The organism is Streptomyces sp. NPDC092369 (assembly GCF_044755245.1).
Lineage (GTDB): Bacteria > Actinomycetota > Actinomycetes > Streptomycetales > Streptomycetaceae > Streptomyces.
Window position 1 is genome coordinate 280,362 of record NZ_JBIVQP010000004.1, and the last position, 15,387, is coordinate 295,748.

The 15,387-nt window shown below is 70.4% G+C and carries 10 protein-coding genes; 6 read left to right on the forward strand and 4 right to left on the reverse strand.

Annotation, left to right across the window (positions count from 1 at the left end):
• Positions 1-43: 43 nt before the first annotated feature.
• Complete coding sequence (locus tag ACIQI8_RS25110) at positions 44-1,153, forward strand: NAD(P)H-dependent flavin oxidoreductase (RefSeq protein ID WP_402354710.1); 1,110 nt, start codon at positions 44-46, stop codon at positions 1,151-1,153.
• Positions 1,150-2,700: an acyl-CoA synthetase gene (locus ACIQI8_RS25115; RefSeq protein ID WP_402354712.1), complete on the forward strand. Its 1,551-nt coding sequence runs from the start codon at positions 1,150-1,152 to the stop codon at positions 2,698-2,700. The genes ACIQI8_RS25110 and ACIQI8_RS25115 overlap by 4 nt, the downstream gene beginning before the upstream one ends.
• 64 nt (positions 2,701-2,764) lie before the next feature.
• On the opposite strand, the gene ACIQI8_RS25120 is transcribed toward ACIQI8_RS25115, so the two are convergent.
• Positions 2,765-5,173: a penicillin acylase family protein gene (locus ACIQI8_RS25120; protein WP_402354714.1), complete on the reverse strand. Its 2,409-nt coding sequence runs from the start codon at positions 5,171-5,173 to the stop codon at positions 2,765-2,767.
• Positions 5,174-5,287: 114 nt separating this feature from the next.
• On the opposite strand from ACIQI8_RS25120, the gene ACIQI8_RS25125 reads away from it, so the two are divergent.
• A complete protein-coding gene (locus ACIQI8_RS25125) occupies positions 5,288-6,790 on the forward strand; it encodes an acyl-CoA synthetase (RefSeq protein WP_402354716.1) in 1,503 nt (500 codons plus the stop codon).
• An 81-nt stretch (positions 6,791-6,871) separates the two neighbouring features.
• Positions 6,872-8,323 carry a metallophosphoesterase gene (locus ACIQI8_RS25130; RefSeq protein WP_402354718.1) on the forward strand — a complete coding sequence of 484 codons (1,452 nt, stop codon included), beginning with the start codon at positions 6,872-6,874 and terminating at the stop codon, positions 8,321-8,323.
• 5 nt (positions 8,324-8,328) lie between these two features.
• On the opposite strand, the gene paaK is transcribed toward ACIQI8_RS25130, so the two are convergent.
• Positions 8,329-9,633 carry a phenylacetate--CoA ligase PaaK gene (paaK, locus tag ACIQI8_RS25135; protein WP_402354720.1) on the reverse strand — a complete coding sequence of 435 codons (1,305 nt, stop codon included), beginning with the start codon at positions 9,631-9,633 and terminating at the stop codon, positions 8,329-8,331.
• A 193-nt stretch (positions 9,634-9,826) separates the two neighbouring features.
• Here paaK and ACIQI8_RS25140 point away from each other — a divergent pair, with 193 nt between their 5' ends.
• The gene (locus tag ACIQI8_RS25140) at positions 9,827-10,663 is read left to right on the forward strand and encodes an alpha/beta fold hydrolase (protein WP_402354722.1); all 837 of its coding nucleotides are present in this window, start codon (positions 9,827-9,829) and stop codon (positions 10,661-10,663) included.
• 3 nt (positions 10,664-10,666) lie between these two features.
• Here the strand turns inward: ACIQI8_RS25140 and ACIQI8_RS25145 are convergent, their stop codons facing one another.
• Complete coding sequence (locus ACIQI8_RS25145) at positions 10,667-12,598, reverse strand: sulfatase (RefSeq protein ID WP_402354724.1); 1,932 nt, start codon at positions 12,596-12,598, stop codon at positions 10,667-10,669.
• Between the two features lie 174 nt (positions 12,599-12,772).
• Positions 12,773-14,386: an acyl-CoA synthetase gene (locus ACIQI8_RS25150; RefSeq protein ID WP_402354726.1), complete on the reverse strand. Its 1,614-nt coding sequence runs from the start codon at positions 14,384-14,386 to the stop codon at positions 12,773-12,775.
• A gap of 176 nt (positions 14,387-14,562) precedes the next feature.
• On the opposite strand from ACIQI8_RS25150, the gene ACIQI8_RS25155 reads away from it, so the two are divergent.
• Entirely contained in the window at positions 14,563-15,363 is an 801-nt protein-coding gene (locus tag ACIQI8_RS25155; protein WP_402354728.1) for a crotonase/enoyl-CoA hydratase family protein, read from the forward strand.
• Positions 15,364-15,387 lie beyond the last annotated feature (24 nt).

The window sequence follows — 15,387 nt, forward strand, 5'->3', positions numbered from 1 at the left end:
AAAAGGCCTTCCGTCGTCCGGAGGACTGCGGCATTCTGCGCCCATGCAGACCGAGTTGAGCAACAGACTGGGAATCGAGCACGCCGTCTTCGGCTTCACGCCCTTCCCCGCCGTTGCCGCGGCCATCAGCCGGGCGGGCGGATTCGGTGTGCTCGGAGCGGTCCGCTACACCGCTCCCGACGAGCTCAAGCGGGACCTCGACTGGATCGAGGCGCACGTCGACGGGATGCCGTACGGCCTGGATGTCGTCATGCCCGCCAAGAAGGTGGAGGGCGTCACGGAGGCCGACGTCGAGGCGATGATCCCGGAAGGGCACCGGCAGTTCGTCACCGACACCCTCGCCAAGTACGGCGTGCCCGAACTCGCCGAGGGCGAGGCGTCCGGCTGGCGCATCACCGGGTGGATGGAGCAGGTCGCCCGCAACCAGCTCGACGTCGCCTTCGACTACCCGATCCGCCTGCTCGCCAACGCCCTCGGCTCCCCGCCCGCCGACGTGGTCACCCGCGCCCACCAGCACGACGTGCTGGTCGCCGCACTCGCGGGCAGCGCCCGACACGCGGTCAAGCACAAGGACGCCGGCCTCGACATCGTCGTCGCGCAGGGCTACGAGGCCGGCGGTCACACCGGCGAGATCGCCTCGATGGTGCTCACGCCGGACGTCGTGGACGCCGTCGATCCACTGCCCGTGCTGGCCGCCGGCGGCATCGGCAGCGGCCGGCAGGTGGCCGCCGCGCTCGCCCTGGGCGCCCAGGGGGTGTGGCTGGGGTCCGTCTGGCTGACCGTCACCGAGGCCGAACTCCCCTCGCCCAAACTGATCGAGAAGCTCCTCGCCGCCGACGCGGGCGCCACCGTCCGCTCCCGCGCGCTGACCGGCAAACCCGCACGTCAGCTCCGTACCGAATGGACCGACGCCTGGGACGACCCGGCGGGACCCGGCACCCTGCCCATGCCCCTGCAAGGGCTGTTGGTCGCCGACGCCGTCTCGCGGATCCAGAAGTACGAGGTCGATCCGCTGCTCGGCACGCCCGTCGGCCAGATCGTCGGCCGGATGAACAGCGAATGCAGCGTCCAGGCCGTCTTCGACGACCTCACCCGCGGCTTCGAGCAGGCCGTGGACCGCATCAACCGCATCGCCGGAAGGAGCGGCCAGTGAGCACACCCCCCGCCGGTTTCTGGGCCCAGGCCACCGAGGCCCCCGACCGCACGGTCCTCGTCGCGCCCGACGGCGAGGAGTGGACCGCCGGACGGCTGCACGCCGCCGCCAACCGCCTCGTCCACGGCCTGCGCGCAGCGGGACTTGGGCGCGGGGACGCCTTCGCGGTCGTGCTGCCCAACGGCGTCGAGTTCTTCACCGCGTATCTGGCCGCCAGCCAGGCCGGGTTCTATCTCGTCCCGATCAACCATCACTTCGTCGGCCCGGAGATCGCCTGGATCGTCGCCGACTCCGGCGCCAAGGTGCTGATCGCCCACGAGCGGTTCGCCGAACCGGCCCGCCACGCGGCCGAGGAGGCCGGACTCCCGGCGAGCCACCGGTACGCCCTCGGCACGGTCGAGGGCTTCCGGCCGTACGCCGAACTCCTCGACGGACAGCCCGAGTCGGCGCCCGAGGACCGCGAACTGGGCTGGGTCATGAACTACACGTCGGGTACGACCGGACGCCCACGCGGCATCCGCCGCCCGCTGCCCGGCAAGCGCCCCGAGGAGGCCTACCTCGGCGGCTTCCTCGGCATCTTCGGCATCAAGCCGTTCGGCGACAACGTCCACCTCGTCTGCTCGCCGCTCTACCACACCGCGGTGCTCCAATTCGCGGGCGCGTCCCTGCACATCGGCCACCGGCTGGTGCTGATGGACAAGTGGACGCCCCAGGAGATGCTCCGCGTCATCGACGCCCACCGGTGCACGCACACCCACATGGTCCCGACCCAGTTCCACCGGCTGCTCGCGCTGCCGGAGGAGGTCCGGCGGACGTACGACGTCTCGTCGATGCGGCACGCCATCCACGGGGCCGCGCCCTGCCCCGACCATGTGAAACGGGCCATGATCGACTGGTGGGGCGACTGCGTGGAGGAGTACTACGCGGCCAGCGAGGGAGGAGGGGCGTTCGCCACGGCCGAGGACTGGCTGAAGAAGCCCGGGACCGTCGGCAAGGCCTGGCCCATCAGCGAACTCGCCGTCTTCGACGACGACGGCAACCGGCTTCCGCCCGGTGAACTCGGCACCGTCTACATGAAGATGAACACCGGTGGCTTCGCCTACCACAAGGACGAGGCCAAGACGAAGAAGAACCGCATCGGCGACTTCTTCACCGTCGGCGACCTCGGCTACCTCGACGAGGACGGCTATCTCTACCTCCGCGACCGCAAAATCGACATGATCATCTCGGGTGGCGTCAACATCTACCCGGCCGAGATCGAGTCCGCGCTGCTGGCCCACCCCGCCGTCGCCGACGCGGCCGTCTTCGGCATCCCGCACGACGACTGGGGCGAGGAGGTCAAGGCCGTCGTCGAACCCGCCCCGGGCCACGAACCGGGTCCCGCCCTCGCCGCCGCGATCCTCGACCACTGTGCCGAGCAACTCGCGGGCTACAAACGCCCCAAGACCGTCGACTTCATCGCGGAGATGCCCCGCGACCCCAACGGCAAGCTCTACAAGCGGCGGTTGCGGGACCCGTACTGGGAGGGGCGTACACGTCCCGTGTGAGGCGCGAGCGGCACGTGCGCGTCCCCTGTGGTCCCGCCCCCACCAGGGGACGGGACCACCTCCGTCAGCCTTCGCGCACGTGCACGGTCCGCAGCGCGGGCGAGGACCGGATGTCCTTCTCGCAGAAGCGGGCGGTCACCCACTTCTCCTGGGAGAACAGCCTGGTCTGGTCGCTGTGGTGCGGCGACTTCGGGTTCGAGGACTGGGAGTACGTCAGCAGTGTGCGCGCCACCGGGCAGCCGCTGTCGTTCCAGCCCACCGCCTGGATGTGGCTGGAACCGCTGGTCACCTCCGTGTACCCGCCGTGCTCCGGGTCCCACACCGGCTCGATCTTGTTCCACACCCCGAGATCCTCCGTGGCACCGGGGACGGGGATGCGTGTGCCGTTCCGCACGACGAACTGGTGCTCCCCGAGCGTCGAGTTCAGCGGGATGCCGGCCGCTCGCAGTTCGGTCACCGCGTCCGCGAGGGCCGTGGCGAAGCCGGGGGCGTCTGTGTCGAGCGTGTTCGGCGTGTGCACCGGGTCGGCCGCCGAGAACGGCACCTTCCACTGCTGGTCGTCCGGCAAGAGTTCCAGCAGCCGCTGCCAGAAACGGTCGAAGAGCAGGGCTCCCCGGCTGTCGGTGTTCGCGGTGCGGTCCCACGACTTGAGCACCGCGCAGGCCGCGGAGACGTCGACCTCCTTGCCGTCCTTGTCCTTGGCGACGCCGCCGGGCAGTGCGGCACACGCGCGTGCCGTGTCCCCGGCCGCGAGGTCGCCGATGGTGACCTGGTTCGCGAACTGCTGCCGCTGGAGGTCCCGCACGGTCAGATCACCGCGCGCGGCCATCGCCGACACGGCGTCGATCGCGCCCCGGGTGCGCGGCGAACGCGTGGTGCCGATGCTGCCGAAGATCCGCTCGTAGCCGGTGAGCGGCCGGTCGGCGTTGGTCAGCCAGGCGCTGTCGTTGGAGTTCTCCGCGTACGGCGCGTCCTTCAGCGTCGGCATGCGGGAGGGGCCGAAGATCCCCGCCTGCACGGCGTCGGCGTCGTCGCCGAGCACACAGTCACCGCGCGAGCCGTCCAGGACCGCGATGCCGGCCACCGGATAGACGGCCTTGCCGAGCGGTGTGGAGCACCGGGCCGCCAGTTCGTTCGTGATCCGGGGCAGCACCTGCGACTGGCTGAAGAGCGAGTGCCCCGAGGAGTCAGCGGCGATGGTGTTCACCCACGGCAGCCCCTGGTGCTCACCCAGCGACTTGAGGACGCCCGCCGTGTCGTGCGCCTTGCCGAAACCCAGCGAGGTGTCGGCGAACCGCAGGTTCGAGGCGTTGGGGTCGTTCATCGCGAACGCCGAGGTGGTGGTCCACGGCAGCGGGAGTTCGCCGTCGGGGGAGTTGACGACGGGACCGTAGCGGGTCCACCACTGGGTGCGGGTGACCGGCGTACCGCCCTTGACCGCGACGGTCACGGTCCGCTTCGTCATCCGCTCCGGCTTGCCGTCCACCAGGTACACGGTGGGGTCAGCCGGGTCGAGGGTCAGCTGTGTCAGGTTGAAGGGGACACCGGTGGAGACCGTGTGGCTCCACGCCACCTTGGAGTTGTAGCCGATGGCGACGGTCGGCAGGCCGAGCAGCGAGCCGCCGGCCACGTCCAGCTCGCCCGGAATGGTCTGCTGCACCTGCCAGAACCGACGTCCGCCGTGCCAGGGGTAGTGCGGGTTGCCCAGCAGCAGACCGCGGCCGTTCGCCGTGGTGTCCCCGTTGAAGGCGACCGCGTTCGAGCCCATGTCGGCGTTCGCGGTCCGCTCGCGTACGGCCCTGATCAGGGCCTGCGCGTCCGGAGCGGTCGGGGCGCCGCGGTCGGCTGCGGTGGGCGGCTGGGCGCCCGTGATGGCGTCCACGGCACTGCCCTGGCCGCCGAGTACGGAGAGCGCGTAGAAGCGCGTGGCCACGTCCTCGGTGGTGATGGGCCGCAGCCAGGCGGCACCCTCGCAGTTCGGGTCGGTGGTCCGGTTCTGCTTCAGCCAGGCGTTGTACCCGGCGGCGAAGCCTCGCATCAGGTCCTTGGCCTGACGGCTCGGGCCCAGCGGGGCCGGCTGCGTGAGGAGCCGCCGGACCGTGCCGGCCTGTCGGACGCCCCGGAAGTAGAGGTCGCTGGAGAGGTTGTTCCCGGCCGTGCCCAGCGATTGGTCGGTCGTCGCCTCCGCGCCGAAGAAGCGGGAGCGATCGCCGCGCACCGTCACGAAGCCGTCGGCGAGGGTGCAGACCTGGTCGGTGGCCTGTGCCCAGCCGGTGCCGAAGCCGAGGTCGGCGTAGTTCTCGGCGAGGATGTGCGGGATGCCGTACTCGGTGTAGCGGATTTCGGCGGACAGACCGCCGTTCGAGGGGCGTTCCTGGTGTGTGTGCCCCTCGGCCGCGGCCGCCGGCAGCGCGGTCGAGGCGGTGAGCAGAGCGACGGCCGCGACGGCGAGTCGTCTCGTGCGGGTGCGCACGTCGTGCCTCCCAACGTCTGTGGGGGAAGGAGTGGTTGAGCGAAAGGACGGGTGAATGGTCCGGGCCCCCTCGGTGCTTGACCTGCCTCGGCGACGGGCCGAGGATCATGAGTCATGACGCAGGGACAGGGCAGCACGGTTGACGGGGTGCTGCGACGCAGCGCCCGGCGCACCCCCGCGCGGGTCGCGATCGAGTACGGCGACCGCACATGGACGTACGAGGAACTCGACGACGCGGTCTCCCGCGCGGCGAGCGTCCTGCTCGGCGAGGGCCTGACGCCCGGCGACCGGGTCGGCGCGTACGGCCACAACTCGGACGCCTACGCGATCGCCTTCCTGGCCTGCGCCCGCGCGGGGCTCGTGCACGTGCCGGTCAACCAGAACCTGACCGGCGACGACCTCGCCTACCTCGTCGGGCAGTCCGGCAGCGCGCTCGTCCTCGCCGACCCCGACCTGGCGGGCCGGCTCCCCGACGACGTCCGCACGCTGCCCCTCCGAGACGCCGAGGACTCGCTGTTGGCGCGGCTGGCGAACGCCCCCGCCTACGACGGCCCCGAGCCGCGCACCGAGGACCTGGTGCAGCTGCTCTACACCTCGGGGACCACGGCCCTGCCCAAGGGCGCGATGATGACGCACCGCTCCCTGGTCCACGAGTACCTCAGCGCGATCACCGCCCTCGACCTCAGCGCCGGAGACCGCCCCGCGCACTCCCTGCCGCTCTATCACTCGGCGCAGATGCACGTCTTCCTGCTGCCCTACCTCGCGGTCGGCGCCACCAACGTCATCCTCGACGCCCCCGACGGCGACCGGCTCTTCGACCTGATCGAGGCCGGCCGCGTGGACAGCCTGTTCGCCCCGCCGACCGTCTGGATCGGGCTGGCCAACCGTCCGGACTTCGAGAGCCGGGACCTGTCGGGACTGCGCAAGGCCTACTACGGCGCGTCGATCATGCCGGTGCCGGTCCTGGAGCGGCTGCGCGAACGGCTCCCGAAGCTCGGCTTCTACAACTGCTTCGGCCAGAGCGAGATCGGCCCCCTGTCCATGGTCCTGGCGCCCGGCGAGCACAAGGGCCGCATGGACTCCTGCGGCCGGCCCGTCCTGTTCGTCGACGCGCGCGTGGTCGACGAGGACGGCAAGGACGTCCCCGACGGCACTTCCGGCGAGATCGTCTACCGCTCCCCGCAGCTGTGCGACGGCTACTGGGACAAGCCCGAGGAGACGGCCGCCGCCTTCCGCGACGGCTGGTTCCACTCCGGCGACCTCGCGGTGCGGGACGCGCACGGCTACTACACGATCGTCGACCGCGTGAAGGACGTGATCAACTCCGGTGGCGTGCTGGTCGCCTCACGCCAGGTCGAGGACGCCCTCTACACGCACGACTCCGTCGCCGAGGTCGCCGTGATCGGTCTGCCCGACGAACGGTGGATCGAGGCCGTCACGGCCGTCGTCGTCCCGCGCGGCGAGGTCTCCGAGGCCGAACTGATCGAGCACGCGCGCGTGAAGCTTCCGCACTTCAAGGCGCCGAAGCGGGTGGTGTTCGTGACCGAACTCCCACGCAACGCCAGCGGCAAGATCCTCAAGCGTGAGCTGCGGGACCGATTCACCGACCAGCCCTGATGCCACAAAGTGCCGTATGTCATACCTGGCATCGCCGCCCATACCACGGCGTTCGTTCACCGCATGCGGGCACACTGAGGTATGCGCTGCTGTCTCCCCGTCCCCCTCGCCGCTCTCCCCGGTCCCTGTGAAGTCTTCCGCTCCGGCTCCCTGATCGCCCCCGCCCTGCTCAAGGCGATCGCGGCAGCCGTGCACATCCCCCGCCCCCGCCGCTCGCACCACATCGCCGCGATCCACCTCGAACTCGTCACCCTGGCCGAGGACCACGCCGTCATCACCTGGCACACCGGTGTCCCCGACGGCCGTGGCCGGCTGCTCCCCGTCGCCACCGAGGGCGAGGTCGTCTACGGCACCCGCCCGGGCCGCCTGACCCGTGTCGCGGGCTCGGACCGGCCCACGGCCCACCACCACATCGAGCTGACCGGCCTGGAGCCGGGGCAGACGTACTACTACCAGGCCCGCTCCCGTGGCGTGACCGCCACACCCACCCCCCTGCACCTGGTCCGCGGCAACGCCGTCGGCACCTCGCTGCACGGCGTCGGCTCGCACGGCGGCCCGTACTCCTTCACCACCCCGCAGCCCCCGGCCGGCCGGCACGTGATGTCGATCGCCCTCTGCAACGACCTGCACGTCGGCGAGACCACCGCCGGCCTGGTCGCGGGGATGCCCCTGATCCGCGGGATCAGCCAGCCGCTCGGCAGCACGCCCTACCCGGAGGTCATGAGCCACGCCCTGGTCGACGAGGCCCGCGGACGCGGCGCCGATCTGCTGTTGGCCGCAGGTGACATCTCGGCCGGAGGCGCGGCGCACGACCTCGCGGCGGCCGGCCGGATCCTGGACCGCTTCGGCGAGCACGGCCGGGACTACTTCGTCGTACGGGGCAACCACGACCGCCACGGGCGCCTGGAAGCCGCCTTCCGGCGCGGGGCCGGCATGGAGGCGGGGCCCGGGTACTTCTCCCACGAGGTCGGCGGCCTGCGGATCGTCGGCCTCGACACCTACGAGAAGCAGGGCAACGGAGGCGATTCGGGCGGCCTCGGCGCCGAGCAACTCGCCTGGCTGCGGCGCCGGCTGCGGGAGAACGGGGACCAGCCCACGGTGGTCTTCGGCCACCACCCGCTGACCGTACGGGACTCCGTCTTCCCGGTGACCGGCGGCCAGCGCATGAACCGCCGGCAGGCCCGCGCGATCGTCGAGGCCTACGCCACCGCTCCCGGCGTCTTCCTCCACCACGCGGGCCACACCCACCGCAACAAGCGGACCGTGCTGACGTCCGCCCCGCACGTGACCCAGCAGGAGGTCAGCGCCGTCAAGGAGTACCCGGGCGGCTTCTGCCTGCTACGCATCCACACCGGCGGCTACGCCCTGAACTTCTACAAGGCACGCGCCGCCGAGGCCCTGGAATGGGGCGAGTTGAGCCGCCGTCTGGCCGGCGGACTGTGGCCGCACCACGCGCTGGGCCGCGCGGTCGCCGACCGCAACAGCGTGACCGCCCACGACCTCTCCGGTCTTCGCTCCCTCGTCCCCTGCTGACTCGACTAACTCGACGGCTGGTGGCGCAGATCCACGATCCGGCGGATCTTGCCCACCGACCGCTCCAGCGACTCCGGTTCGACGATCTCCACCGCGACCGACACCCCGATGCCGTCCTTCACGGCCGTCGTGATCGCGCGCACGGCCGCGTCCCGGATCTCGGGGCCCGCGCCGGGACGGGCCTCCGCGCGCACGGTGAGGGCGTCGAGCCGTCCCTCGCGGGTGAGTTGGAGCTGGAAGTGCGGTGCCACGCCAGGCGTTCGCAGCACGATCTCCTCGATCTGCGTGGGGAAGAGATTCACCCCGCGCAGAATCACCATGTCGTCGCTGCGCCCGGTGACCTTCTCCATCCGGCGGAACACCCGGGCCGTGCCCGGCAGCAGGCGCGTCAGATCCCGGGTCCGGTAACGGATCACCGGCATCGCCTCCTTGGTGAGCGAGGTGAAGACCAACTCGCCCTCCTCACCGTCCGGTTGGACCTCGCCGGTGATCGGATCGACGATCTCCGGATAGAAGTGGTCCTCCCACACGTGCAGCCCGTCCTTGGTCTCCACACACTCCTGCGCCACCCCCGGGCCGATCACCTCGGACAGCCCGTAGATGTCGACGGCGTCGATAGCGAACCGCTCCTCGATCTCCAGCCGCATCTGCTCGGTCCACGGCTCCGCGCCGAAGATGCCGACCCGCAGCGAGGTGCTCCGCGGATCGACGCCCTGCCGCTCGAACTCGTCGAGGAGCGTGAGCATGTACGACGGTGTCACCATGATGATCTGCGGCCGGAGGTCCTGGATCAGCTGGACCTGACGGGCCGTCATACCGCCGGACGCGGGGATGACCGTACAGCCGAGCCGTTCGGCTCCGTAGTGCGCGCCGAGCCCGCCGGTGAACAGGCCGTATCCGTACGCCACATGGACCTTGTCTCCCGGCCGTCCGCCCGCCGCGCGGATCGAGCGGGCCACGACGTCGGCCCACAGGGAGAGGTCGTTCTCGGTGTAACCGACCACCGTGGGATGGCCGGTGGTGCCGCTGGACGCGTGGATGCGGCGAATGCGGTCCTCGGGCACGGCGAACATCCCGTACGGGTAGTTGGCGCGCAGGTCCGCCTTGGCGGTGAACGGGAAGCGGGAGAGATCGGCGAGCGTACGGCAGTCGTCGGGGCGCACGCCCGCCTGGTCGAAGGATGTCCGATAGAAGGGCACGTTCTCGTAGGCGTGCCGCAGGGAGGCCCGCAGACGTTCCAGCTGTAGCGCGCGCAGGGCCTCCGGGTCGAGCCGTTCCCCCGCGTCCAGCAGCTCCGTCGCATCCGCCATGGGGCTTCTCCCTCGTCCGTCACACCGATGAATCACATCATCACGGACAACCGATCATTCGGTCGCGCTGTCGGGGATCAGTAACCCAGTACGGTCCGGCGCGGGCAAGAGGTCCGGCGGCAGAAATCCGTTGCCGTCCCCGGCGGGAGAAATCCATTGCGGTACGACGGCACCGGCCACCACGATCGGCGGCATGCCGACCTTCACCGCCCCCGACGGGACCGAGCTCGCCCACCACCTGCGCGGCGAGGGCGAGCCGCTGCTCGTCCTGCCCGGCGGTCCCATGCGCGCCTCCGCCTACCTCGGCGACCTGGGCGGGCTCGCAGCGCACCGCCGGCTCGTACTCCTTGACCTGCGCGGCACCGGCGACTCGGCGACGCCGGCCGACCCGACGACGTACCGCTGCGACCGGCTCGTGGCCGATGTGGAGGCGCTCCGCCGTCACCTGGGCCTGGAGCGGGTGGACCTGCTCGCGCACTCGGCGGGCGGCAGTCTGGCGATGCGGTACGCCGAGCGGTACCCGGAGCGGATCGCGCGACTGGTGCTGGTCACGGCGACGCCGTGGGCGCTGGGGATGCCGGCCACCGCCGAGCATCGGCTTGCCGCCGCGCAGCTGCGGAGGGGTGAGCCGTGGTTCACGGAGGCGTTCCCGGCGTTCCGGGCCTGGCTGGCGGGGACGGGCGACTTCGATCCCGCCTTCTCGGGCTTCTTCCACGGGCGCTGGGACGAGGCGGCTCAGCGCCACGAGGCAGGCGCCGACAAGGAGTTCAACGACGACGCAGGCGAGGTGTTCGGCGCCGAGGGAGCCTACGACCCGCCCGCGACCCGCGCCGCCCTCGCCCGGCTGGCCGCACCGGTCCTCGTGCTCGCCGGTGAACTGGACGGCGGCCCCACCCCCGAACTGGCGCGCAGGGCCGCCGATGTCTTCCCGAACGCGGAACTCGCCGTCCAGCCGGGCGCCGGCCACTACCCGTGGCTGGACGATCCCGAGTGGTTCACGCGCCGCGTGTGCGCGTTTCTGGCGCGGTGAGGGTCACTTCGTGGGGGTGCTGCCGAAGGCCGTCATGAAACGGTCGCGGAACTTGTCCATGCCCACCACCGGGCCGTTGTCGGCGGGCTTGAGTCCGTCCGCCCAGCCCCAACTGGCGATCTTGTCCAGCACCTTCGGGTCGTGGGCGACGATGGTGATCGGCACGTCCTTGTTGGCGGTGCCGCCGGTGACCGTCGGGACGGGCTGGTGGTCGCCGAGGAAGACGAGGACGGTGTTCTTGTTGCCGTAGCGCTGCATCCACTGGGTGAGGCTGTCCACGGAGTACTGGATGGCCTTGCGGTACTCGGTCCGCACGCGCTTGGCGCTCTTCCAGACCTGCGTCGGGTTCGTGCCTTCCTTCTTGATCTGGTTGAAGATCGAGCCGTCCCCGAGGTCTTCCCACGGGATGGTGTGGGCGATGGGGGACCAGGGATTGTGGCTGGAGGCCAGGATGATCTCCGCCATGATCGGGTCGCGGTTCTTCTTGCCGTACTCGAGCTTCTGGAAGGACTCCAGGCTGAACTGGTCCGGGACCGGCGTCCAGCTGAAGTACGGACCGTTGTAGCCGAGGTGCGTGGAGTCGTAGATGTTGTCGAGGCCGAAGTACTTGCCCTCGGGCCAGGCCTTGCGCACGCCGGGGACGATGCCGACCGTGCGCCAGTCGCCGGTCTTCTGGAAGTAGCTGGTGAGGGTCGCGCGGTCCCCGGTGGTCAGGGTCCGGTACCGCTGCTGGTTCTTGATCCACAGGCCGGACAGGAACGTCGAGTGGGCGAGCCAGCTGCCGGCGCCCGTCACGGGCGACCTGAGCCAGGCGCTGCGCGAGGCGAAGCCGGCCGACTTGAGCCTGGCGTCGCCCGCCTTCAGTGTCGCGTCCATCTCCGGCGCCATCGTCGGATCGGTGAGCGCCACCCGGCCGTAGCTCTCGATGAAGGTGAACAGCACGTCCTTGCCGCGCAGCCCGGTGAGCAGCTGGTCGGGCGGGGTCTTGGCGAAGGCGTCGACGGGGATCTGCTTCTTGAAGACGTCGGCGTCACCGAGGCCGTCGCGGACGTACTGCACCCGGTTTCCGAGGTACTGCGTGTAGCCCCTGGTGGCCATCACGACACCGCCGACCTGCACGCTGGTGGTGAAGCAGATGATCCACGCGACGCCGAGGACCAGCGTGCCGCGGACGGCCACGGTGCGGTGCCGGGCCAGTACGTCCGCCACGCGCGCCAGGGCGAGCGCGCTCACGGCCAGCACGGCGATGAACAGGACGATCACCCCGATCACCGCCAGCACCTCGCCCGAGCGGCCGAAGGAGTCCTTCACGAAGTCCGCCGCGTCGTTCAGCAGAATCCAGTCGAAGACCAGGTCGAAGGGCCGCGCCAGGGTCTGGTAGAAGCCCATGTCGAGGCACTTCAGGACGGTGGAGAGACCGAGGAACGCCCCCAGGACGACGGCCGTGATCCGCCGTGCCGTCGACGGCAGGACGAGCAGGACGGCCGCGACGATGATCAGCTCGACGGGGAGACGGAAGAACGCTTCAAGGGGCATCCGGTCCAAGCGGTTGGGCATCACGAGAGCTTCGAGCACCAGCGCGGCGGCCAGCACGCTGGTGCCCACACGTACGACCCGTGCGGTACGGGGGAAACGGCGGCGCCAGCCGAACCAGCCGGGGCGGACGGCGCCCTTCGCGTCGGGTTCGTCGGCGGCTGTGGAGGACGCGTCGCTGGGTGGGGCCTGGTGCGGGACCAGGGGCTCGGCAGCCGGCCTGCCCTTCTCCGCCGACTCCGCGTCCTCCACGCCGGTCGCCTCCTCGCCCGTGGGCCCCGCGTCCGTCGAGGCGCCCGGCCCGGTGTCGCCGGCCGCAGGTGTGGGCGATGCCTCCCCCGCCGGGTCGGTCGCCGACGCGTCCGCGTGCGGCAGTGGGCTGGGGGGCGTGAGGTGCGACACCCGAAGGTCCTTCCGTGCAAGGTGCGGTGAGGGCACGGCGACCGGAATCCGCAGACCAGGGCCGCCAACCTCGCGTACGGCCCTGGGTAACCCCGCGTTCACTCTCCCGAGTCAACCGCGCGCAAAAGAGTACGCCCGTCCGACCCGGCGCCGGTGCCTCGCCCGACCGCCGCCCTACGGAACCGCCGCCACCGCGACTTCCTTGGCCCACCGATAGTCCGCCTTGCCGCTCGGCGACCGCCGTATCGAGTCGGTGAGCACCAGCTGGCGAGGGATCTTGTAACCGGCGAGATGGGTGCGGCAGTACGCCTGGATGTCCTCCAGGGACGGCCGCGGCGCGCCCTCGCGCAACTGGACCACGGCCGCCACATGGTTGCCCCACCGCACGTCCGGCACCCCGGCCACCAGGGCGTCGTACACGTCGGGATGGGACTTGAGGGCCTGCTCGACCTCCTCCGGGTACACCTTCTCGCCCCCGGTGTTGATGCACTGCGAGCCGCGGCCGAGAACGGTGACCACGCCCTCCTCGTCGACGGTGGCCATGTCGCCGAGCAGCACCCAGCGCTCGCCGTCCTTCTCGAAGAAGGTCTGGGCGGTTTTCTCCGGGTCGTTGTAGTAGCCGAGCGGCACATGGCCACACTGCGCCACGCGGCCCACCTCGCCAGGGGCGGCCGGCTCGTAGGTGGCCGGATCGACCACCTGGGTCCGGGAGTTGACCTTGATGCGGAAGCTCTGTCCGGCGCCCGAGTCGGCCGTCGCTGTACCGTTGAATCCGGACTCGGAGGAGCCGTAGTTGTTCAACAGCATGGTGTTCGGCAGCAGTTCCTGGAACTGCCGGCGCACGGTCTCCGACATGATCGCGCCCGACGAGGAGACGCTGAACATGGCCGAGCAGTCGGTGCCCTTCATGGGCCCCGCCAGCGCGTCGATCAGAGGTCGCAGCATCGCGTCGCCCACCAGGGACATGCTGGTGACCTTCTCCTTCTCGATCGTCCGCAGCACCTCCTCGGGCACGAACTTGCGGTGGATCACGACCCGTTGGCCGAAGTTGAAGCCGATGAACGTGGTGAGGGTGGAGGTGCCGTGCATCAGCGGGGGAGCGGGGAAGAAGGTGATCCCCGAGCCGCCGACCGCGACCCGTTCGGCCAGCTCCTCCGGCGTCTTGACCGGCTCACCCGTCGGCGCGCCCCCGCCCAGCCCGGAGAAGAACAGGTCCTCCTGGCGCCACATCACGCCCTTGGGCATCCCGGTGGTGCCGCCGGTGTAGATGATGAACTGGTCGTCGCCCGACCGGGCCGGGAAGCCCCGCTCGGGCGACCCTTCCGCCTCGGCCTCGGCGAAGGAGGCCACCCCGGGCACCTCGTCGCCCTCGCTGCCCACCCGCACGAGATGCCGCAGCTTCGGGCACTGCGGCAGGGCGGTGGCCACCCGGTCGGTGAACTCCGCGTCGAAGACCAGCGCCACCAGGTCGGCGTCCCGGTAGAGGTACACCAACTCCTCTTCGACATAGCGGTAGTTGACATTGACGGGAACGATCCGTGCCTTGAGGCAGCCCAGCACGGTCTGCAGGTACTCGACTCCGTTGTAGAGATGCAGCCCGAGGTGCTCTCCGGGACGCAGCCCGCTGTCGATCAGATGGTGGCCGATCCGGTTCGCCGCCGCGTCCAACTCGGCGTACGTCAAACGGCGTTCGGCTCCTGTGCCCGGGTGGTCGATGTAGACGAGGGCCTCGCGGTCCGGCACCGCGTCGACGACCGACTCGAACAGGTCCGCAAGGTTGTACTCCACCGCTCCTCCTGACCACGGGCGTGCCCTGACAGCTGTCGGTTCGCCGGTCATCAGAGCAAAGGGCAGGGCAACTGTGAAGGGTTCGCGCGAAGAAATCTGACTGACTGTCAGAAAACCCTTGAAGTGCCTCCCTGCCTACTGCAACCTGTTCTCGTTCCTGGAGAGGGGAGACGGCAATGGGTGGGACGGAACACCTCACCGTGCGGCGCGAAGGCGCCACGCTGGTGCTCACGCTCAACAGGCCCGAAGCCAAGAACGCGCTCTCGCTGTCCATGCTCGTCGGGCTGTACGACGGCTGGCTGGAAGCCGACGCGGACGACTCGGTCCGTTCGATCGTGCTGACGGGCGCGGGCGGCGCGTTCTGTGCCGGCATGGACCTCAAGGCGCTGGCCGGCAAGGGGATGGCGGGTGAGGAGTATCGGGACCGCCTCAAAGCCGACCCGGACCTGCACTGGAAGGCGATGCTGCGGCATCACCGGCCGCGTAAGCCTGTGATCGCGGCGGTCGAGGGGTACTGCGTGGCGGGGGGTACCGAGATTCTTCAGGGCACCGACATCCGGGTCGCGGGGGAGTCGGCGACGTTCGGGCTCTTCGAGGTGAAGCGCGGGCTGTTTCCGATCGGTGGGTCGACTGTCCGTCTGCAGCGGCAGATTCCGCGGACGCATGCGTTGGAGATGCTGCTCACCGGGCGGGCATATTCCGCGCGGGAGGCTGCCGCCGTGGGGCTGGTGGGGCATGTCGTGGCCGACGGGGCTGCTCTTGAACGGGCGTTGGAGATCGCTGAACAGGTCAACTCGTGCGCGCCACTTGCCGTGGAAGCCGTGAAGGCGTCGGTGTACGCGACGGCTGAGATGACCGAGTCCGATGGGCTCGCCGATGAACTCAAGCGTGGGTGGCCTGTGTTCGACACCGCCGACGCGAAGGAAGGTGCCCGGGCTTTCGCGGAGAAGCGGGCGCCGGTCTACAAGCGTGAGTAGGAGATGCGCTGGGTCCAGCCGGTT